We start from the raw sequence: 19,644 nt of genomic DNA on the forward strand, positions 1-19,644 counted from the left end.
ACTGCCACTATTGACTTGCACTGAAATTGATTAATAAAATAAGTTGTGAGTTCATGAAGAACCACAAAATCCTAACCAAGGAGAATATGAAATGGGTATCAGTGATCACGAGTACGTTAATTTTTCTGAAGACCACGAACTTAACTACCATTTACGAGACGTTAACAAGCAACAAAGTGAAGTTAACCGTAATATGTTGCGAGTGATGGGTTCGGAATTAAAAGAACAACTGAAAATTTATTTTGTTACGCATGCCCAGTTCCGTGTTTACATCAACACTCAACTGCACCGCTTGAACTAATAAAATTGGAATATAAAGTGGTTATGGCGATCTAATGATCGCCATATTTTACATCCGCGAATACCATAACATCGATGTATCCGACTGTTATTATCTGCCAGATAATAAATCAATCCTGTTTGCAAATCATCGGCTGCTCAAAAGGCAAATAGACAATATACTCATAATTATCGATCTTATTTATTTTAATCTTTAATTCATCATCTTTAAATATCTTAATCATATTAGAAACCCCAGATTCTCGCTTATCCAGATATAAGAAATAATACTGCCCGTTCTTTTTATAGGTAAAATGAAACGTACTATCAACAACTTTCGGTGGCAAGTTAGGGCACGTATAAGCCCCTAAAACCATATAATACCCCAGACCATTATCCTGCATAGAGAGGAAAATATCAAAATCACTGTACCCCCTATCGCAGATATTAACGGCCATGTTGACATGCATCTTAGCTCGGCATTCAAAACCACCACTATTCACCTCACTTTTCCACCACAGATAGGCAAAAAAAATCGCCAACATCCCTAACAGGGAAATTATAAACATACTATTTTTATTTTTCATAATATTGTAAGTAGTAGTTTTCACAAGGGACTTTATTTTTATATGGGCAATAGCTAAGCGATTTACTGACGAACTTTCGCCCTATCACATCCAGCATTTCTTCGCTAAAGTAATAGACATTAGCTTTAACCTTGCAATTCAATTTCGCTTTAATCGCAATAGCCTTGATATTATTAATATCTTCTTGCCCAACAGCACCATAAATTTTATCGTCGAGAAGATATAAGTTACAGTTTTCCATGCTAAAAACTTCCGTTCGAATAAATTTTAACCTTATATAATTATAAACGCTGGGCGAGACGATCATCAATATGGCCGTAACAAGAAGCGCAATCACTTTTACCTTGAGTGACGAACTATAGCTACGCGAGGGCGGCTCCACAATTGTTTTATTATAAGCAGGAATTGGTACTGACAATGCATTTTCAACCACTTGTTGATTACCTTTAATATCCTTACTTTGGGTAACCACCAATATAATGTCAGCATCAAATATAAACCCATGTTTAGGGATGGTGGTGATGAGCCCGACAAGACCACATTGTTCCAAGGCTTTCCTCAACATCGAGACGTAATTGTTTAAGTTATTGCTCGACGCGCTTAACCCCCTCTTCTCCCACAATTCATTTAAGATATCATCTCTGCGTAGGGAAATATGATTATTATTAATGAACAATAAAAAAAGCTCGTTGGTTACCCTCGTTAAGGTAATCATATCCACACTGTTATCAGGGCAAATTAAGGTGCCATCTGACGAGTTATATTTTAAAACCTCATTAATTATAAACTCCATACGGCACCAAAAATCTAAATATATTTAATATATATAATTATATATATTTATCATGTTAGCGCAAGCTTACTGCTAATCCAGTGAACAAGACATGCGCTTGATACCTAATCTTGAAAATCAATTTGAATTTTAACAGAAAGTTGCTGTTAGCCACTGCGCCTATTCCCAGTCACGGACATGTAGTAATGATCCCCCTCACAAAAACAGCATAAAAATCTATGTAAAACAAATAAAAAAAATAAAAATCTATTGTCAGCGCAAAATTCATTATATGAGACCACTTTGGATTTCTTGATGATAGGATTACTCTCAACGAAATGACCGAGAATGACCGTAGCCAAAAGAAGAAAACCCATCATGAAACTGTAGAGATAATAGAGTTCGTAGCAACCATACTGCAAAGTAAAAATATAACACACAAATATTGGGGAATATCCCCAAGGTAACTTTTACACCAGAAAAAATCATGAACTGTCATTTTAACAACACCGTAATTTTTGAAAACGATGTAATGAGCTTAGTAAACAATAGATTAACACTCAAGGCTAGCGGAAAAAAAGTCGCATTGAGTAATAATCAGAAGAAACTATTTATCTGTTTACTCGATGAAGTAAACGATAAAAACCATATTATTGAGAAGATCTGGGCAGGAAAAAATGCGAAATCTAAGGAAAATAATTACACTCAGTTAATTTTTCAAACCAAGGTGTTGCTGGCGAGGTGTGGATTTCCTGAGGATACTATCATCACTATGCCTAAGTATGGCGTATGTTTAAATATGAATTTATTGAAACCTGCACCCACGGACGAAAATCAAAAGAAGGGATTGCTAAGCGATCAAGGGATGTTCATCTACGATATACGCTCTTGAAGAACGATAAATAGACTAGGCCGCAGATAAAACACATTGCGAACACAATCAATAGCTTCGTTCCCCCAGGCCAATGCGATGTTTACTGGCATCGCTTTGGTCTGACTATGAAAAACTCTTCACTTACCTTGACGGCATGAAGGATACTGACAGATCGATATAAGTATACCGGTCTCTTTAGAGGAGATAATTACAAGTTACTAATGGGTGCACAGTGGCTTTCTGGAACCGGAAACCAGTTTTGGTAACCACCGTCCTCATCTTTGCCCCAGTACAAACCAATAAGCGTGCAGATACCGCTGGCGGATAATCGCGCCACCGGTTCAGGGTACTTAAAGGTAGTCTCGGTGCCATGCTGGTAGCGCCAGACAGAATATGCCTCCTCCCAACTTGTGCCACGAGCAATACTGACAAAACCGTAGCGGGGGTAAAATTTGCCACTATTCACTGTACCCACAGCCAATGCACAATCCAGTACTGCTGTGCAGCTAACATGAGCGGCAGAGGCGTTTTGTTCTCGCCAGAGAACATGGCCGGTAACATAGTTCCATTGTTTCCCTGACCAGGTGCCAGCCTGTTCGCCTGTGTCAGTGGACGTGACGGATACCTCAGCGTAGGCTTCCCGCATGTACATACCCGCCAAGGCGAGAATTCCAACCAGGATAACTATCTGTTTTTCCATATCATCGCCACTCGTTAGTAAGCTCTTTCCCGGCACTCGGTACACTATAAGCGCAGTTATTTACCGGAAGCACCCCACTCAAATTTTTTTCCATCTTTCAACGAAAAATAGTTAAAAACCCACGAAAACTCGATCCAGAGCACATGGTTTTATTTTATGCACATCCAGAAAGGGTGAGTCAACCAAGATGATTCTTGCCGTTGCCAAACCCTTTGCGAGCTGTCAAGAAATGTAAGATTAGTAAACATAACTCGCCCTGCCACTCATCATGAGTTATATAAATAAAAAGGTCATCAGTCGTAACTCAATTTAACTACTCCTGTGGTACGGAAAATCCCTTCGCTCACTCTTCCGCTAGCACTAAGCATGGCATTCACATTAATGGTCACAGGTATATCCTTGTTCGCGTTATAGGTAAATCCATCCTGGCCTGACCAGCCGCCTACCCGAAGCTTCACATTCAGACCGTTAGCCAGGTTATTGTTGTCAGTACCATCCCCAAACACAAATGTCGCGTCCACTTTGGTGTTCTTCGTACAGGTAACCACGATCGTTGTGCCCGTCGGCGCTGTGGGAATATCGTTCGCCGGCATCGTTTTAAAATCGATACTCGCGGGTTGGGTGGCTAAGCATGTGGTGGGGGTTACCGGAGGAGTCGATGTGGCGGCTCCAGAGAAACAATATATTATTAATCTGCCGGCATCATTGAGACAAATTTGTACACGAGCCGTGACATCACTGGTCGTATCTGGGCGCTTAGAGAGCGGAATCCCTTCTGCTAACGCGCTATTCACAAAGTTACGCATAGAGGTTTCGCCAAATCCAGGGGAATGCCAGTCTTGTTGACTTCTTAGCCAGAGCTTTTTATCCATGAACAAACTGGTGGTCGTGGTTTGGCTACCAACCCACATTGATTTAAAAATCAACCCTGCGACGTCCCCGGTAAGCATGGTGCTACCATCTGCAACATTGACCACGTTCACCCCGGCCCTTGTGGGCGGCACAAAAACAAATGATATTAGTGCGATGAAATGAAAAAAGTATCTATGCATTATTATTTCTCAAATTATTTTCAGCGAATCCGCCACTGTAGTCGATTTTTTTGAGTCGGCACTTTGTCTAATGATGATTCTATAATGCGCGCAGCGCTATGGTGAGCCCGCTGTGCTAAACCTTGTTCCCAGCCAGTCGAATCCCTGTGCTATTCCCCCTGAACCGGCAGGCTATTTACACAGAGCTGTTAAACCCTACACAGCATGTGCACCAGAAAGTTAAACCGCATAAGCAACAAATTTCCTCCATAAATAAATTAAGTTTCTCGTCACTTTACGAATCATCACGAAATTAGACAGGAAAAAATCAGATTGAAAAAAACGATAAATTTAAACCTTGCCGCTTAAACCAGATCGTGAATCCGATTAATAAAATCGATTATCACCAAGAAAAATTATTTTTAAAATATCAAATTAATCAAATTCAAAAATTAACCACATAACACTTTTAAAATATTAAAAAGTGCCAATTTGCGATCTATATCGTCGCAATGAAGTTACATTTTAATATATTATCCCAAATATGTTTTTTTTATGAAACAATAGATCGAAAAATAGAGGTTTGACGTATAATCAACCACAGAACCCAGAGGGAGAGCGCTGATGCCAGCCCAGTCAGAGGAAGGTAAGGAGGTTCACAGAGATGCTTTTCATCTCTGTTTACTAAAGAAAAATCCACCTCCGCCAGAGAGATAAATTTGACGTGCTATTTAAAAATATTGCGTTGAAGACAAAAAGAATAGCCGCGACGGCGGCTATTCTTTTGATGCAGATATGGGATGGGCGACATTGGGCATGTTTTACAGCAAGAGGAAATCGGCTATAGTCGTTGATCTTTCTCCCGCTACAGTACAGTCATCAGTCATCAGTCATCAGTCATCAGTCATCAGTCATCAGTCATAGTTCATCTTAACCACACCTACGGTGCGGAAAAAACCTTCAGATACATTCCCCACCGCAGTTAGTGTGGCGTTGACGGTGAAGTCTTCTGGAACATCCTTCTTGATACTGGAGGTGAACCCACCAGCACCGTCCCACCCACCGACAAGAAGTTTCACATTCAGCCCGTTCCTCAGGGTTTCGTTGTCCGTTCCATTCGCGAAGACAAATTTCACTGTAAATGTAGTGTCCGATCGGCACGACACCACCATGCGGGACCCGAAACGACCTGACGGAATATCATTCGCGCTAATCGTTTTAAAATCAATCATAGGCGGTTGAGTAACGGTGCAGGATGGCTCAGTAGGCTCAGTAGGCACGGGTGGCACCTCGTACCTGATCTCCGCGACCGGAGAGTCAATCTGCGAGCTGGAATTTAGTATGAAAAAAATAGCGTCCCCCCCTAGACCTGTGGTAAGACCATTGCGACGGAGGTCCCTATCCCATATGTTAGCTCGGTTAATCATGTCAACAGCCTCCTTGCAGTTTTTTGGATGCAATGACGACAATAAATCACTGTACCTCGCCGTGTACCGATGGCCAGACTTGCTGGCATATACGCCATTAATCCAGCCCAAGGTTAAGGGATACCATGTACAATGGGACACGTCCACATCTCGCCCGGAAATCCTAAAGGAGGAAATGCTGCCACTGCCCGTGTCATCCACCGCGGTCCACTGGAACGCGCGAACGGGTGTCGCGTGCATAGCAATTACCCACATAACAACCACCACTATACTCTGCAATCGATCGATACTCACAACTGTCCTCCCCTGTTTACTCATCGTATGCTACGTTCCATTGCAGAACAGACCGTCAGCCGCACAAAGCAGCCCTGCCGCCCATATTTTCCATCGCACCTCATACGCCTGCACCCGCGCCTCGGTTGCCGCTGCCGACAATCCACGTCTGCGGGCCTGCTCGTAAAGCCGCAGGCGTCGTTCATTATCGGTGCGGTAAACAAAATTAAACTCTCCACTCGCCAGTGCCCTGGCAGCCTGCCGCCCGACTCCCTGCCCCGCCGTGGCCTTTTAAGTGCGCACATCTGGCGTGAGTGGGCAGTAGCCCCCCAATCCGCAACGCAACCCATTTCAGCACCAGCGCGTCCTGCGCATTCCATTGCGCCAGTTGCTCTTCACCCTTTCCTCTCCGTCCCACCAACTGCATTGGCGAAAGACGATAGTCGCTCCGTTCAACCTGCCGTTGCAAACGGGCGCCCTGCTCACCCCAGTGAAATCGCAAGTGCCATATGCCGGCCCCGGTTGGCGCATGTGAACGCGTGCTGCATAGCCATTGGTAAGCGGCTTGCCAGTGTTCGCTATTTGGCGTCAGGGGTATGTCAGGCTGAAGGTGGCCACTGCGCTGAAATTACCGCGCCGAATACGCTGATTATTAAGCGCGTCCGGTTCACCCTGCACGTAAGCCTGCAGGGTGATTACGTTATCGCCAGGCGTCAGCGGGAAAACCTCGCTGACCTCGTTAAACGGCAGCATCTTCCCCGCCACCGTCTCCATACCGATAGCGATGCCCGCGGCCTGGCTGCCGCCGTCCAGCGCCAGCAAGCCGGGCAAGGCAACATTGGGCGAGCCGCTGAAGGTCAGGGTAACGCCGCTGCCGGGTTGAACATCACAACCTGTCAGGTGCAATTGAAAGGGTTTGCCGTGCGTACGCTGATTCAGATAAAGGTATTTCTCCACCACCGTACCGAAATCCAGCGAGATATTCTCATCCCCCGGTAACAGTGCGCAGGGCTCGGCCACCAGGGCACCGAACAAACGCATATTATTCGCCTCAACCGGAGTTATACTCAGCCCCCCCAGTATCAGGCTCAACGCCGCTGGCAATAATTTCCATTTTTTTTGCGTTTGCATTGAATTTCCTTATTGATAGTCAGCCAACAGGGTCGCCAACCCTTCGAACGCGCCTTCTGTCAAAAACAAGTCGGGCTTCTGTACCGGTACCGCCTGCATCACCGGCGGATTGGCGGCATCGATCAACACCCGCTGGTTAAGATTAAACGGTTGGCCATTGAGCATCATGCGAATGCCAAATCCAAAAAGATTGGTCGTTATGACGTCCCGGCCAAGCGGACTATCATTGGCGATCAACGTCAGTCCCAGCCCTGCTCCCCCAGCGCCTGGATCACACTCCAATCGGTAATCCACAGTTTGCATATATTTCACGCCATCAATCTGCTTCACCCCGAGACGCTCACCAAAGTTGACTTCGATCATCTGGCCACCATTGATGATGCAGGGCGGCGGGGAGAGCAACGTCCCCAGAAAACGCATGTTCTCTTCCGCTCGCACGGGTAAACCGCCCAGCAATACCGCCAACGAGCAGGCAGAGACTGCCCGCAAAATGTGTTTATGCTGCATCATCTGCCCCTTATTGATACTCAAATAACATGGTGGCGCCGGCGGAAAATCCCCCCGGCTGCAGCACACTGCTCGGTGCTTTTACCGGAACCGCTGTGAGTGCCGGTCTTGTCGACGAACTCGCCAGGTTTAACCAGCTGTTTACCGGCATGGTCATGGCATTGGCGAGTTTTATCGCGACCCCAAGTTCCGGCCTCTCTACCGTCGCCAGCACATTGCCATCGAAAGAGGCCGCAAGTCCCTGTATCTGCATCCGAATCGCATTATTGCCCGCTTCGCGGCAGTCCAGGGTGTAATCGATGGTCTTGCTGTAATTCACGCCGTCGATCCGGGTGATCAGCAGGTCATCGCCAAAGTTAACTTCAATAGCCTGGCCATTATTGATGTTGCACGGCGGGCCTTCTATCACCTGAATGTTAAAGTTCACTCGATCCTGAGCCTGCACCAGTCCGCACGAAAATAGCAGCAACAGGCCGCAATACCTGGCCCGGTCATTGTTTAGGCCAACCTGGTTATCGTTCATCTCCCGGCCCCTTATTGATAATCAATCTCGATAATGGCTGCAGTGCCAAAGGACCCACCTATAATCTTGCTTCCCGGTGCTTTCACCGGCACCGCTGAGAATATCGGCAAGTTCGGGTATTCAAATTGGATCCAGCTGTAGGGTTGAAACGCCACACCATCCTTCATCATTTGTATCCCCAGGCCGCCATTACCGTTGACCTCCAAGGCATTTGGTAGTTGCGGATGCGCCGTTCCGTTAAATCTCAACCGCACTGTATTTGATTTCCCGCCGCGGCAATTCAGATTTAAATCGAATGTCTTTTTGTAATTCACACCATTGATCTGCGAATTAACTACTTCGCCAAAGTTCACTTCTATAACGTTGCCGTTGTTTATCTGGCATGACGCGGAAGCCACAATGGTGCCGGTAATCTGCACGTTAATGTCCGGTAGCGTCGTAGCCGCGCGCCCGGCGGAGCTTCCCGTCAACAGGGGCAGCAACAGCAGCAGCATTTTTCCACGTCTTTTAGTATTAGGCTCTGTCATTGTTTGCGCCTCAGTCATAACTCAGTCGGAAATCTACCGTCGCCCTGTATGCCCCGGCCTGCAACGGTGCAGCGGTCCGCTCCGGCGCAATCGTATAGGTCAGCGTGGCCAATCCCGGCGTCAGCAATTGTTTTGGCCCCCGTTCCCCGATATGAACATCCCGCATTTGTTCGTCCAGCAACCGCAACCCGATCCCTTTTGCGCCCCGCACCTGCAACAATCCAGGGGTATCTGGATCCATCGGTGCGATAAAGCTCAACGACACTGCCGGCTGGCTGGCGCTCCAGGTCAGATTACCGGTTCGGCTATCCTGGCTGCCGCCGGACATGCGCAGACAATCGCGCAGGTGCAGTTGTACCGCCACCGGCATGCCGCGATCGCCGACATTCAGCAAGCGTCCGGTACCGATATCCCCCAGGTTCACGTCCTGATAGGCGGACGTCATGTCCAGCCGACAGGCGCTTTCCGTCAACGCGCCGTGTACCCACAACTGGCCGCTGTTGCCGTCCACATCACCATGTTCGGTCAATACCCAGTCCGCCGCCCGCGCTGAGGGGATCAACAACCAGCCGACGACAACCACCACCGGCACCATCATCACCCATGCGGCCAAACACCAACGGTACAACCGCTCATGGCGTGACGGCGGTAGGCGCACAGTTTTGTTTTGTTGTCTCATCTTTCCCTCCTTGCAAAGGCATGCGCTCAGTCGTTCACATCGATTTATTGGCTATCTTTGACCGGTGTGGCGCTACAGGTAGTGCCGCTACAGGTGAATTTCAACTGTGGACGACCACCGTAGTCGTTGATGTAGGTCAGAACTGGATTGGCACCCAACACACCAGCGTTCACCCCCAACGGCGCTTGGCCTTTCGGCGGTACCATCACCGGCTCAAAACCCTTAATGCCTTCAGCATTCGGTTTACTGCCCGCATCCACCAACGTGATAAAGTACGGCGTCGGGTTGTTCAGTTGATAGCTGTCGCCCTGACGTGTCAGTGTCAGCTTTTCCTGCCATGGGGCAGCCATCTGCGTTTTGGTCGGCACAATGGATGCCGGCCGATAAAAAAGCTTGATGCGCGTTTGCAAGGCAATTTGCAAAGTATTGGGTTTATCGCTCTTCGGCGGGATTTCCCGCAGGTTGAAATAAAACAGCGATTCCCGGTCTTGCGCCAGCAAATTAGCACCCGGCAAAGCCTGAATTTTAATCTGACTCTGTGCGCCCGGTTCAATGCGTTGTACCGGCGGCAAAATAGTCAGCGGAGTCTGAATTTTATTGCCTTGGGTATCTTCAATCCAACCCTGGGCCAAATAGGGCAACTGTTTGTTCTGGTTGCTTACCGTCAGACTCTGTGATTTTTCCCCGCCGTTAAATACGATCCGGGTGCGGTCCAGCGAAATCGCAGCGTTTGCCTGTTGGGCCATCATTCCCGTGCACAACAGCAACGCGGAAAGGGGAAAAATCTTGTTCATGTTCATGATTCGTTACCTGTTTTCTCTGTAGTCGCTACCGCACTACACGGCAGCAATAAATTTGTTTGGTCACTCTGTGGCAGCGTCTCCGGCAAAGAAATCTCACATTGCCTGCGGCCATCCCAGTTAACCGACATCATTTGCCCGGCCTTGATACCGCTCAGATAAACGCTGCCGTCCTCGTTGACGATGCCGGTATCCTGATCTTTGCTGTTTCGCACCGTGGCGCCAAACGGCGGGGTGCTGCCATCAGCCAACCGGATAACCGCCATTGCCTTCATTCCCGAGATCACTTCAAAATGTCGGTAGCCAATAGCACCTTCCGTCAATGTGGCCTGCGTTACCGAGTTGGTCGCCTCCGTATTCTCATCCAATTTGTCCAGATCGATGCTCGCCTTGCTGCGGTAGTAACTGCTGATATCTGCCACCACTACTTTACCGAAGGCGTTAGAGCGCACGCTTGGACCATAACCACGCACCGGCACGTTTGGCGCACCATCGGTATCAATTAACAGCCGCGTGCCCCCCGTCATGCCGGAGCGATGCAATGCAGCGCCTTCCAGCGTCGCAGTAGCGCCCCCTTGCAGTGAAAGCCCCATCGAAGAATATTGCCCTGCCTGATAGCTGGCGTTGGCATTCACCTGCGCCACATCGCCACGATGGCTGATGTAACCACTCAACGACTCACCACTGTGGGCGGTACCAGCATTGAGCTGATAGTTGGTGCGATCATCCACCCGGTCGTAATAACCCACCCGGTGAGTGGTATCATTACGATTGACCGTGGTGTTGTAACTCACCGAGCCGTTGCTACCGAATGGCATCGACAGCGAAAGGTACATACCGTCGTCGCGCACTCCGTTATAAGTGTTGCGATAGGCCGACAGCGACAGGCTAAGGTTGCGGAATTCTCCAATATCAAAGTAACGCGACACCGACAGGCTTAACCGATCGTTGACCGGGCGGTCCCAATAGGTCTGGTGTTGGTAATCCACATACGCGCTCAGCCCCAGATCACGGAATTGCTTGTTGAATGAGACCGTGTACATTTCTTTGCTGTGATTGAGCAAAGAACTGTCTCGCCGCGCCGCCAAAAACTCCCCCATACGCATAAAGTTGCGCTCAGAGAACCGGTACCCGGCAAACGTCACCTGACTGTCGTATTCGTCGAACGTTTTGGAATAGCTGAGTCGATACGAACGCCCGCTTAACGTGCCGTAGCGATCCAGCACAGCCCGAGACTGGGTAACGTCGAACGCCAACGCCCCGAACACCAGTAAATCACGCCCAAAGCCAATCGATGCCGCGTTGTAATCACCGGCTGCCAGCCCACCGCCATACAGTGACCAGCCGTTGTTGATGCCCCAGGAGAAATCCCCCATAGCGAACAACGGGCCGTCACTACGGTGCTGCCAATCCGAAGGTTTACCGCTCGCCAGCTTGTAGCGCACCCGCCCCGGGCGCGTCAGGTAAGGCACGCTGGCAGTATCCATTTGGAATTTCTGTACGGTGCCGTCCTGCTCTTCTACCCGAACATCCAATTTGCCGTTCACCGCATTATTGATGTCCTGGATCCGAAAAGGCCCCGAGGCCACCTGAGTCTCGTACAACACGCGCCCCTGCTGGCTTATAGTCACTTTTGCGTTACTGCGGGCGATCCCGGTGACCTCCGGTGCGTAGCCGCGCAGGTTCGGCGGTAACATGTTGTCATCGGAATTCAAGCTCAGGCCGCTAAAGCGGAAGCTGTCGAATACTTCGGAACTGAGGTAGTCTTCACCCAGCGTTAAACGCGCCCCCAGGCTACGGATAGCGCGGTAGGCGTAATAACGGCTCCACTCCCAGTTTTGCTGGTTTCTCTGCCCCTGGCCGGTTTGATGTTCAAGCCGTGTCTGCCAGTCCGCACGCAAACGCCAGGCACCAAGGTTGGCCCCCATAGTTCCGTTACCGCTCAGGCTATAGCCTTTATCACCATGAGACTGCTGCCGCCGAGTCTGCGCATTAACGTTATAATCCAGCAACAAACCAGGTATGCCATCATCCCAGCGCGAAGGGGGCTCCCAGTTATCGGAGGTGTATTCCAGATAAGCCTGTGGGATGCTCAAATACAAAACCCCATTGCTCAGATTACCCCGCGCTTCCATCCCCTTCAGGCTACTGAGATCAAGGCACTGCCCATCATGCCACCAGGTCAGCCCTTCGAGCATTTCGGGCTTCAACCCTAGTTGACCAACCAGCTCGGGGGACAAGCACACCAAACTACCTTTGGGGTCACTATCCGGTGCTCGAAACACGACCGGCTGCTCAGGTAAATCCTGCTCATTAATCCGCACCACCATCGGATAAGTACCGGGCATAATAAATCCGCCCTGAGAAAACTGGCTTAAATCGATATTTTCCCGATCTTTTAAATCTAAAATATCGGTATTGAACTGAACCTCTTCCCCAGCCTGGGCGAATATAACCTCTCCACCTAAAGCAGCCACAATGAAAATACCCAGCAAGCGCACACGAAATACCCTGGACGCAGGAGATAAATACGCCATAACCACTGCCCCTTTATTATTATCAGTAATAATCCAGTTTAAAACGTACGGCAGAATAGTATTCCCCTACCCGTAATACATTCTGATCGCCGACCAGACGCAGGAAATAGTTAAGGTCCATATTGCCAGGATTCACGTCGCTCATCGGCAATGGCTTGCCCGGCAAAGCAATATTGCCCCGTGCATCGGTGATTTGCAGTGCCACACCTCGCGCCTCACCATGCACCTGAAACAGTCCGTTGCGGCCATCTCCGTCAAATGTCACCTGAAATCGCTGCCAGTCGGGCAGGCCAGCCGTTGCCCGGGACAAGACACAGTTCACCAAACGGATAGTGAAGGGTTTCGTTAGCCCCTGCCCATCACGAATAATCTGGCTGAGTGGCAGTGTAGACATTTCTATGCTCTGATCCCGGCTTCCAGCCTCTATTGCGCAGGCGGTATCGAGAATAGCCCCTTCCATATTGACTCTGCCCCAACCTGCAGGGGTTGATGCAGTCGCTACTGGCAAACGAACCAGCAATACTGCCAATAGGGAAAACGCCACATAACCGGTTAATCGCTTCATTAATCCACTCCATGCTATTACACGGCCCTTTAAAGGAAAAAACATGCGGGTTGCCCCGCATGCTGCATAACCCGGCGTTGACGCGACTTACGGGTAAGCCAAGGTAAAGTCAGTCACTGCGGTGAAGTCACCTGGTACCACGGCAACGGCACTGCCGCCTTCGCCGGCAGTCAGACCTTGCATGTAGGCTCCGAACTGCAGAGTGTTATTGCCGTTCTGCAGTATCTGCGCAGTACCGCCTTTACCCAGCTCAACCAGAGCACCGCTGGTGTCAGTCATGGCAATACCTGCGCCACTGGCAGAACCAGTGATAGCCAACAGGTTTTTATTGGTTTCCTGTGCCTTAGCACCGGTGAAAGTTACCTGGACGGTTTTACCGGTAGCAACGGTGCAGTTTTCCAGATCGATCTGGAAGTTTCTCGGCGTGGATTTACCACCGTCTTTCAGAGCCACGTTGGACACCTGGCCCAGGTTTACGGTCTGATCAGCAGCCTCTGGAGAGATAGAGCACGGAGCATCAACGATAGAACCTGCGAAATTCACTTTACCGTGACCTGAATCCGCATGTGCTACAGCAGACATACCAAAAGCTACTACTGCCGCCATCATAATTTTGTTCAATTTCATTTTTTGTCCTTAATTCATTAACAATGATGAACCTAAGTTCATTCACTTACACTTTTGTTCCCCCCAATATATATTGGGGTATGGGAACCCTTTATCACTCACTAATCGTGAATGTATTTAACGCAACAAATACTCACTCACATCACTAAGGAGAGATATTTACCACATTGAAATCCTTGTGCGCATCACTAAATAAAATTGCAAAAAACCGATGCCGAACCTTATAAGCAAAACGCAAAGTGGAAACTGACAACACATCTAAAAATGCAGAACATGCAATCTCATAAGCTGAAGGCTGACTCGTCTCCAGCGGAAACAATTATTACAAATGGAAATTAATTTTAAAACACAAAAAACAATAAACCAATAAATACGAGACATAAATCCACTTTTATTTACAATAACTAATCTTGGCGATCTTTAATATCGCAACAAAAGACAAATACAGAACATAAAACCAAATATCAATGAAACGGCAACATCATGGATCGCATATTAAAAAATCACGATATAATCATCTAATGATTGGTGATTTTAAGGCTGTATCCGATATCTCACCGAATCGATACCTTTGATTTATAAAGAAATCGCTTTTCGACAAAATGTAATTATTGCGAAAGTGATTTTTTTCATTGGTCTCCTGACCTGTAAATCCCACGGACAATCTCATTCATCAGGGAGTGAGCAGAGAAATGAGTGAACACGAAGATAAAACCTCCGCCCGTCAATTGCAGCACGAGGATTTCGAACGGGTCGCGGAGACCATCATAAAGTTATGTGCCGCTAAAGAACTACGCTGCGCGGACGTGCCTGCCACATGGGCTAGTACACGGGATATTGCCGAAGATTGTGATTTCAGCATCTATAAGACCCGGTATTTATTGCTGAAAATGGCTAAAAAGGGCTGGGTGAAAGTGACGCCACAGCCAATAAATAATGCCCTGCGTTGGTATATCTGCCCTGACATAAAAAAAGATGACTAACATTATGATAATAAAGGTTTTTCAGTTGACTGGCGTAGACTACTGCTAATACCTGCACGGTTTAACCCGGCTGGTTTTTCATGAGGGAAAACAAACATGAAACCCACTGTAACGATATTACTTGCCGAGCCAAATATGTACTTTTCCCTGGGATTTTCGCAGGGGATAATGACATATTTTAATAATCTTGAGATCGATGTTCGCATCAGCGAAAATCTGTTGGATAAAACTGTTTGCGATATGGTCTTTCTGGCCGCGGAACAGGATGCCGCCGAATTACGTTATCTGACCCAACGGCGAACCGCGCCGGCTCACCAATGTATTTTTATATTTAAAGAAAAACCCAGTCGACACGACAATATCCAGTTCAAAAATTTAGATGGCATTTTTTATCGTCATCAAAGCATGAGCTGGGCCATGCAAATAGTGACGCAAGCACTGCACAGTATGGCGCTGCCAAGTATGCCAAAAAAGCGCACCAGTGCTCACCGGCCACCACTGACCGATCGGGAAATTGAGATCCTGCGCTATCTGGCCAATGGCCAGCGCGCCTGCGAGATCAGTCATTATTTACGCATCAGCCCCAAAACCGTCAGCGGCCATAAACGCAACGCAATGGAAAAATTGGGCATCACTCGCTCCTCGGATCTGAATTACTGGTTGCTCCGCGGCGGCATTGGGCAATTAGCATCGCATTGCTTGCCGACCGGGCACCGGTGGAATGCCGCAGCAAATTCATCGCACCAGAAAACCCCCCCGCTTTTATTATTGCCGCATCGGCAGAGCGGGCCATCACAGAACCCCCCAGAGAATGACTATGCCTAATACTTCCCTGCTGCCCCTGCCTTTCATACTGTTGGCTGTCTTGTTAAGTGGCTGCCAATCAAAGCTACGCACCGCAACCACAGGAGCAGGAGCACAGCTCCCGATGCAAACCGAACAACAAGTCAGTAAGGAGGTGCAGCACCTGCGCCAATGTCAGCAGGAACTGAAAGCGCTTAATACTCTGCAGGCCGCCAGCTACCCGGCTCTCCAGCGTACCTTTGAACAGTTGATGCGCGGCGCGGCGCAATACGCAGTCCTGCGCACCAACGTCAATGAAAACACACAAGACACCGTAGATTCACTCTATCGTTATCGCGTCAATTTGCTCTGTGCTCAAATCAACCAGGCCGTACTCAATCGTCTGGCTGAACAGGGTGGAACAGCGCAATGAACAACAAATACACGCAGAGCGCCCCCGGCTTGCAGTCTCGGTTAAGCGGGTTAATGGCTGCTATCGGTCTGGCGGCATCTGCCGCCGTACAGGCTGCACCGCAGGCTGGCGTGCCGGCTCTTTTACAGTTTGCCGAACAATATCAACAACAATCAAAAGACGCGGCGCCGCCGGTGACTAAACCGGCGGTGAAACCGGCCGATACTGGTGCAAAGCCTCCCGCTAATAAGACTGCCAGCCCACAGGGCAACCGCTCTTCCCGGGAAAACGCAGCTGCCGCTGCGCTTTGGCAAACCAAAGATGCCAAGATACGGCACCTGCAGGAAACCATTGTCCAGCTTGAGCAGCAGATGAGCATATTGGAAAAAAAACAGACGAAAACAGCACCTGCCCCCCCTCAAATATCAATAGATACCACGGCACTGAGTAGGCTGGTTCATGGGGTGCGTCAGGCACTGTCGCCCACGCCGGAGGAAACTCAGGTAAAAGAACGTCTGCGGCAGACACAGCAACAGATTAGTTTGGCGCAGACGGCGGAGAAAAACCTGCGCACAGAAAACGACAGGCTTAAAAATCAACTGGCCGCGATGAAAACGCAAAACCAGGCATCGGCAACCGAGGCGCATAACACTCTCACAGCCCAGTTACAGCACGTTGAACAGGATAAAATCACGTTACAAACGCACCTGTCAGAAGCCCAAAACAGAAACCAAACGCTGACCGCCGCCAGTGAAAATGTAAAGGCGCAGCTGGCAAGGTTAAAAACGGCAGAGTCCGAGCTGCGTGAAATCCATACGCAAACACAGACACAGTTGAATGAACTGCTGCTACAGCGCAACACCATGCAAAAAGAGCTGGATGAACAGGTGACTGCGGCCGCCAACCTGAAAGCCGAACTGAGTGACTTGCGAAAAGTCGCCCCTGAAAAAATCCAAGCGGACAGGATGAAACAGCCTGCTGTACGCCAGTCTTACGCCGCTGGCGTTTCGTTGGGTGAAGAAGTCCTGCAAATGCATGCGGAGCGCCAGAAATGGGGGGTGAAAGTCGACAAGCAAGTATTGCTGACAGGGCTATTCGATACCTTCTCCGGGCAGCGGCAACTGGATGATAAGGCGCTCAATCAGGCACTGGCCGATTCTGAGCAGCAGGTAACGAAAGCCAGAAATAACGTGATGGCAACACAGTTAAAACAGGATAATGCTTACCTTACCCGCTTCAAAAAAGACAAACAGGTTAAAACCACCGCCGCCGGAGCTTGGTATCGCATTGACTATACCGGCGACGCGCCGATCCCCACTGGTGCCACCCTGGACGTCGTCATAAAAGAAACGCTCACCGATGGCACCGTGATCCAGGATATGGACACCAACGGTGCGGTGCTGTCTCAGCCCCTGGCGCAATTCCCGCCGTTATTTGCCGACGCATTGAAGCAATTAAAAAACCACGGTTCATTAACCCTGGTAGTGCCTCCTGAGCTGGCCTACGGGGAAAAAGGTTACCCACCAAACATTCCGCCTAACGCCACCATGGTGTACCAACTGCGTATTGCTGAAATGTACCCAGAAACACAGAAAAAAAAGGGAGCGCCGGATACTGCAGCAGCACCCCGGTAGCCCCCTATTCTCTGGCTCATCGCCGCTAAGCTGCTGACGTCCTCCCCTTCGTCAGCAGTCATTTTTTTATTCCTGTTATTTATGGCACCTCAGATGCACTTTCCAGGCATTAAACAAGAAGAATTGAAGAATGGAATACTATAAAAAAGTACTAAATAGAATCAAATTACATGACTATACCCGCAGAGATGGTTTTTTATTAGTCGTTGGTGGCAGTTTACTGTTCTGGACTACGGTGATAGGTATCCTATTTCTATGTTAAAAAAGCGTTAAATCACACAAAGAAGGTATATTATTTTATATACAAATAAACGTCACCCAGAGTTTTCGGACGCAAGCCTGGGACACAACCTGATTGCGTGTCGAAGGGTATTTTTCAATTAATTGTTTTTAAAAGAAATTAAATTGTAAAATACAACATATTAGAAACCATTTTATTAGTGTTGATTTGAAATCCACATGATTTATCATGGTATCACTGAGCAGGCATAGCTTTGCTATGTTCAGTCAGTAATACAATGTTTGAAATATGTATATTTATAGATATCAGCAATATACCCGGTAGAATGAGAGCATGACGCTTTTTATCTTTTCGGGTAAATCAATATATCTTCTCATATACCTATAACTCTCTATATGGAATTTGGAGTCAATATGGTTAATAAAATCCTTTATCTCACAGTAATGGCCGCTGTGCTAAGCTCAGGCAGCGCACTGGCGGCAGATCAATCCGCCGGTGGCATTATTTCGTTCTCTGGCGCGATTACCGATACCACCTGTACCATTAATGGCGGTAAAAGCGCGGATTTCACCGTTGCGCTCAGCCCGATCTCCGTGACCGATGCCGGTAACACCGTGGGGCCGATTATCAAAAACAAAAAGTCTTTTTCTCTCACCTTCTCTAACTGTTCCCCGGCCTCCGGTACCTCTGGGCAACCGTTAAAGATTTACTTCTCTTCCGCTGACAATATTTCTACCGACGGCAAATATCTGCTGAATGATACTGTCAACGAGCAGGATACTGCAGTCGCCAAAAATGTCGGTTTCTCTCTGGCCAACGCCAACTCCTCAACCCCCATCGCGCTGAATCAACCTTTCGTAACCGATATTCTCGGCAACAGCGCCGATCCGGACTCGGAAACCCTGACGCTGGACGCGTATTACTACAAAACCAATACAGCAGCGGCAAAAGTCGGCGCACTGCATTCTAACGTGACCTATACCATTTCTTACCTGTAATTTAGCTATTCGCCAGGCTCAACGGATGAGCCTGGCTATCGGGAGATAGTATGATAAAAAATATTCTATTAGCCAGTTTAGCCCTGGTGACGACTCACGCCTGCGCCAACGTGGTAATCAACACCACCCGAGTTATTTATCAGGAAAGCAATAAGGACGTTGTTGTTCAGTTGATCAATAACGGCAACGATCCGTCATTGGTCCAGGCCTGGATCGATGATGGCGATATTAACTCGACGCCAGAAACCGCCAATGTGCCATTTTTACTTTCACCTCCGGTAGTTAAAGTTTCCGCTAATAGCGGTCAGCAATTACGTATAAAAAAAATCGGTCCGCAGCTCGCTGCCGATCGCGAATCAGTGTTCTATCTGAACGTATTGGATATTCCACCGGTGCCCGAGAACCTACAGGGACAAAATACTCTACAACTGGCTGTGAAGTCGCGGATAAAGCTGTTTTACCGCCCTAAGGATCTGCAGATCAATCCTGATTCCGTGGCCAATCATGTCGAACTGTATTCACGCGGTAACTCTGTGACGGTCAAAAATAATGCTCCCTACCACTTTACCCTGGCCAATATCGACCGTGCTAACCAGAAGAATATATTGACCGATTCCATCATGATCCCGCCATTTTCCAGCGCAACGGCGCAAACCCGGCAACCACTAAAAGCCAATGACAAGCTATCGCTAAAATATGTTGATGACCTTGGCGCCTATAAAGAAAAAATCATAACGTCTCATTGATGAGGTTA

23 protein-coding genes are annotated in these 19,644 nt (G+C 48.3%); 8 read left to right on the forward strand and 15 right to left on the reverse strand.

Annotation, left to right across the window (positions count from 1 at the left end; translation table 11 throughout):
• Positions 1–91 precede the first annotated feature (91 nt).
• Positions 92–301, forward strand: a complete 210-nt coding sequence (locus D4100_RS22645) for a hypothetical protein (RefSeq protein WP_119805291.1) — start codon at positions 92–94, stop codon at positions 299–301.
• Between the two features lie 109 nt (positions 302–410).
• Here the strand turns inward: D4100_RS22645 and D4100_RS22650 are convergent, their stop codons facing one another.
• Both D4100_RS22650 and D4100_RS22655 read right to left on the reverse strand, forming a co-directional pair.
• The gene (locus tag D4100_RS22650; protein ID WP_147417763.1) at positions 411–890 is read right to left on the reverse strand and encodes a hypothetical protein; all 480 of its coding nucleotides are present in this window, start codon (positions 888–890) and stop codon (positions 411–413) included.
• On the reverse strand, positions 856–1,581 hold the full coding sequence (locus D4100_RS22655) for a winged helix-turn-helix domain-containing protein (RefSeq protein ID WP_244941700.1): 726 nt from the start codon (positions 1,579–1,581) through the stop codon (positions 856–858). The genes D4100_RS22650 and D4100_RS22655 overlap by 35 nt, the downstream gene beginning before the upstream one ends.
• A gap of 544 nt (positions 1,582–2,125) precedes the next feature.
• On the opposite strand from D4100_RS22655, the gene D4100_RS22660 reads away from it, so the two are divergent.
• Entirely contained in the window at positions 2,126–2,530 is a 405-nt protein-coding gene (locus tag D4100_RS22660; protein ID WP_119805294.1) for a winged helix-turn-helix domain-containing protein, read from the forward strand.
• A 190-nt stretch (positions 2,531–2,720) separates the two neighbouring features.
• On the opposite strand, the gene D4100_RS22665 is transcribed toward D4100_RS22660, so the two are convergent.
• The 13 genes from D4100_RS22665 to D4100_RS22725 all read right to left on the reverse strand — a co-directional run bounded on the left by D4100_RS22665 (position 2,721) and on the right by D4100_RS22725 (position 13,839).
• Entirely contained in the window at positions 2,721–3,212 is a 492-nt protein-coding gene (locus D4100_RS22665; RefSeq protein ID WP_119805295.1) for a hypothetical protein, read from the reverse strand.
• Positions 3,213–3,505: 293 nt separating this feature from the next.
• The gene (locus D4100_RS22670; RefSeq protein ID WP_119805296.1) at positions 3,506–4,264 is read right to left on the reverse strand and encodes an MrpH family fimbial adhesin; all 759 of its coding nucleotides are present in this window, start codon (positions 4,262–4,264) and stop codon (positions 3,506–3,508) included.
• An 893-nt stretch (positions 4,265–5,157) separates the two neighbouring features.
• Positions 5,158–5,475, reverse strand: a complete 318-nt coding sequence (locus D4100_RS25635) for a hypothetical protein (protein ID WP_147417764.1) — start codon at positions 5,473–5,475, stop codon at positions 5,158–5,160.
• A gap of 694 nt (positions 5,476–6,169) precedes the next feature.
• The gene (locus D4100_RS22680) at positions 6,170–6,445 is read right to left on the reverse strand and encodes a hypothetical protein (protein ID WP_147417765.1); all 276 of its coding nucleotides are present in this window, start codon (positions 6,443–6,445) and stop codon (positions 6,170–6,172) included.
• 86 nt (positions 6,446–6,531) lie between these two features.
• On the reverse strand, positions 6,532–7,074 hold the full coding sequence (locus tag D4100_RS22685) for a fimbrial protein (protein WP_119805299.1): 543 nt from the start codon (positions 7,072–7,074) through the stop codon (positions 6,532–6,534).
• Positions 7,075–7,083: 9 nt separating this feature from the next.
• A complete protein-coding gene (locus D4100_RS22690; protein WP_119805300.1) occupies positions 7,084–7,581 on the reverse strand; it encodes a fimbrial protein in 498 nt (165 codons plus the stop codon).
• Between the two features lie 10 nt (positions 7,582–7,591).
• Entirely contained in the window at positions 7,592–8,104 is a 513-nt protein-coding gene (locus D4100_RS22695; protein WP_119805301.1) for a fimbrial protein, read from the reverse strand.
• Between the two features lie 11 nt (positions 8,105–8,115).
• Entirely contained in the window at positions 8,116–8,631 is a 516-nt protein-coding gene (locus D4100_RS22700; protein WP_158586352.1) for a fimbrial protein, read from the reverse strand.
• Between the two features lie 10 nt (positions 8,632–8,641).
• Complete coding sequence (locus D4100_RS22705; protein ID WP_119805303.1) at positions 8,642–9,310, reverse strand: fimbrial protein; 669 nt, start codon at positions 9,308–9,310, stop codon at positions 8,642–8,644.
• Between the two features lie 44 nt (positions 9,311–9,354).
• Complete coding sequence (locus D4100_RS22710) at positions 9,355–10,110, reverse strand: fimbria/pilus periplasmic chaperone (RefSeq protein WP_119805304.1); 756 nt, start codon at positions 10,108–10,110, stop codon at positions 9,355–9,357.
• Entirely contained in the window at positions 10,107–12,647 is a 2,541-nt protein-coding gene (locus D4100_RS22715) for an outer membrane usher protein (RefSeq protein WP_119805305.1), read from the reverse strand. Before D4100_RS22715 ends, D4100_RS22710 begins: the two co-directional genes overlap by 4 nt.
• Before the next feature lie 22 nt (positions 12,648–12,669).
• On the reverse strand, positions 12,670–13,212 hold the full coding sequence (locus D4100_RS22720; RefSeq protein WP_119805306.1) for a fimbrial protein: 543 nt from the start codon (positions 13,210–13,212) through the stop codon (positions 12,670–12,672).
• A gap of 87 nt (positions 13,213–13,299) precedes the next feature.
• Positions 13,300–13,839 carry a fimbrial protein gene (locus tag D4100_RS22725; protein ID WP_119805307.1) on the reverse strand — a complete coding sequence of 180 codons (540 nt, stop codon included), beginning with the start codon at positions 13,837–13,839 and terminating at the stop codon, positions 13,300–13,302.
• Between the two features lie 692 nt (positions 13,840–14,531).
• Here D4100_RS22725 and D4100_RS22730 point away from each other — a divergent pair.
• The 6 genes from D4100_RS22730 (at position 14,532) to D4100_RS22755 (ending at position 19,636) form a co-directional block, all read left to right on the forward strand.
• Positions 14,532–14,822 (forward strand): FaeA/PapI family transcriptional regulator, encoded by a 291-nt coding sequence (locus D4100_RS22730; protein ID WP_244941694.1) that lies wholly within the window; start codon positions 14,532–14,534, stop codon positions 14,820–14,822.
• A 96-nt stretch (positions 14,823–14,918) separates the two neighbouring features.
• Entirely contained in the window at positions 14,919–15,647 is a 729-nt protein-coding gene (locus tag D4100_RS22735; protein WP_119805309.1) for a response regulator transcription factor, read from the forward strand.
• A gap of 103 nt (positions 15,648–15,750) precedes the next feature.
• Positions 15,751–16,038, forward strand: coding sequence for a hypothetical protein (locus D4100_RS22740; RefSeq protein WP_244941695.1), 288 nt, complete (start codon positions 15,751–15,753; stop codon positions 16,036–16,038).
• A 110-nt stretch (positions 16,039–16,148) separates the two neighbouring features.
• On the forward strand, positions 16,149–17,651 hold the full coding sequence (locus D4100_RS22745; protein WP_158586353.1) for an FKBP-type peptidyl-prolyl cis-trans isomerase N-terminal domain-containing protein: 1,503 nt from the start codon (positions 16,149–16,151) through the stop codon (positions 17,649–17,651).
• A 654-nt stretch (positions 17,652–18,305) separates the two neighbouring features.
• On the forward strand, positions 18,306–18,890 hold the full coding sequence (locus D4100_RS22750) for a fimbrial protein (protein ID WP_119805312.1): 585 nt from the start codon (positions 18,306–18,308) through the stop codon (positions 18,888–18,890).
• 50 nt (positions 18,891–18,940) lie between these two features.
• Entirely contained in the window at positions 18,941–19,636 is a 696-nt protein-coding gene (locus tag D4100_RS22755) for a fimbrial biogenesis chaperone (protein ID WP_119805313.1), read from the forward strand.
• Positions 19,637–19,644: the final 8 nt, after the last annotated feature.

The organism is Serratia inhibens, assembly GCF_003591175.1.
In the GTDB taxonomy this organism is placed as follows: Bacteria; Pseudomonadota; Gammaproteobacteria; order Enterobacterales; family Enterobacteriaceae; genus Serratia; species Serratia inhibens.

Coding starts and splice junctions, on each gene's coding strand:
- D4100_RS22660 (WP_119805294.1), top strand. CDS start 2,126: ATGAACTGTCATTTTAACAACACCGTAATTTTTGAAAACGATGTAATG.
- D4100_RS22695 (WP_119805301.1), bottom strand. CDS start 8,104: ATGAACGATAACCAGGTTGGCCTAAACAATGACCGGGCCAGGTATTGC.
- D4100_RS22720 (WP_119805306.1), bottom strand. CDS start 13,212: ATGAAGCGATTAACCGGTTATGTGGCGTTTTCCCTATTGGCAGTATTG.
- D4100_RS22735 (WP_119805309.1), top strand. CDS start 14,919: ATGAAACCCACTGTAACGATATTACTTGCCGAGCCAAATATGTACTTT.
- D4100_RS22740 (WP_244941695.1), top strand. CDS start 15,751: ATGCAAACCGAACAACAAGTCAGTAAGGAGGTGCAGCACCTGCGCCAA.
- D4100_RS22645 (WP_119805291.1), top strand. CDS start 92: ATGGGTATCAGTGATCACGAGTACGTTAATTTTTCTGAAGACCACGAA.
- D4100_RS22730 (WP_244941694.1), top strand. CDS start 14,532: ATGAGTGAACACGAAGATAAAACCTCCGCCCGTCAATTGCAGCACGAG.
- D4100_RS22705 (WP_119805303.1), bottom strand. CDS start 9,310: ATGAGACAACAAAACAAAACTGTGCGCCTACCGCCGTCACGCCATGAG.
- D4100_RS22665 (WP_119805295.1), bottom strand. CDS start 3,212: ATGGAAAAACAGATAGTTATCCTGGTTGGAATTCTCGCCTTGGCGGGT.
- D4100_RS22755 (WP_119805313.1), top strand. CDS start 18,941: ATGATAAAAAATATTCTATTAGCCAGTTTAGCCCTGGTGACGACTCAC.
- D4100_RS22700 (WP_158586352.1), bottom strand. CDS start 8,631: ATGACAGAGCCTAATACTAAAAGACGTGGAAAAATGCTGCTGCTGTTG.
- D4100_RS22750 (WP_119805312.1), top strand. CDS start 18,306: ATGGTTAATAAAATCCTTTATCTCACAGTAATGGCCGCTGTGCTAAGC.
- D4100_RS22690 (WP_119805300.1), bottom strand. CDS start 7,581: ATGCAGCATAAACACATTTTGCGGGCAGTCTCTGCCTGCTCGTTGGCG.
- D4100_RS22715 (WP_119805305.1), bottom strand. CDS start 12,647: ATGGCGTATTTATCTCCTGCGTCCAGGGTATTTCGTGTGCGCTTGCTG.
- D4100_RS22710 (WP_119805304.1), bottom strand. CDS start 10,110: ATGAACATGAACAAGATTTTTCCCCTTTCCGCGTTGCTGTTGTGCACG.
- D4100_RS22670 (WP_119805296.1), bottom strand. CDS start 4,264: ATGCATAGATACTTTTTTCATTTCATCGCACTAATATCATTTGTTTTT.
- D4100_RS22725 (WP_119805307.1), bottom strand. CDS start 13,839: ATGAAATTGAACAAAATTATGATGGCGGCAGTAGTAGCTTTTGGTATG.
- D4100_RS22685 (WP_119805299.1), bottom strand. CDS start 7,074: ATGCAAACGCAAAAAAAATGGAAATTATTGCCAGCGGCGTTGAGCCTG.
- D4100_RS25635 (WP_147417764.1), bottom strand. CDS start 5,475: ATGATTGATTTTAAAACGATTAGCGCGAATGATATTCCGTCAGGTCGT.
- D4100_RS22655 (WP_244941700.1), bottom strand. CDS start 1,581: ATGATTACCTTAACGAGGGTAACCAACGAGCTTTTTTTATTGTTCATT.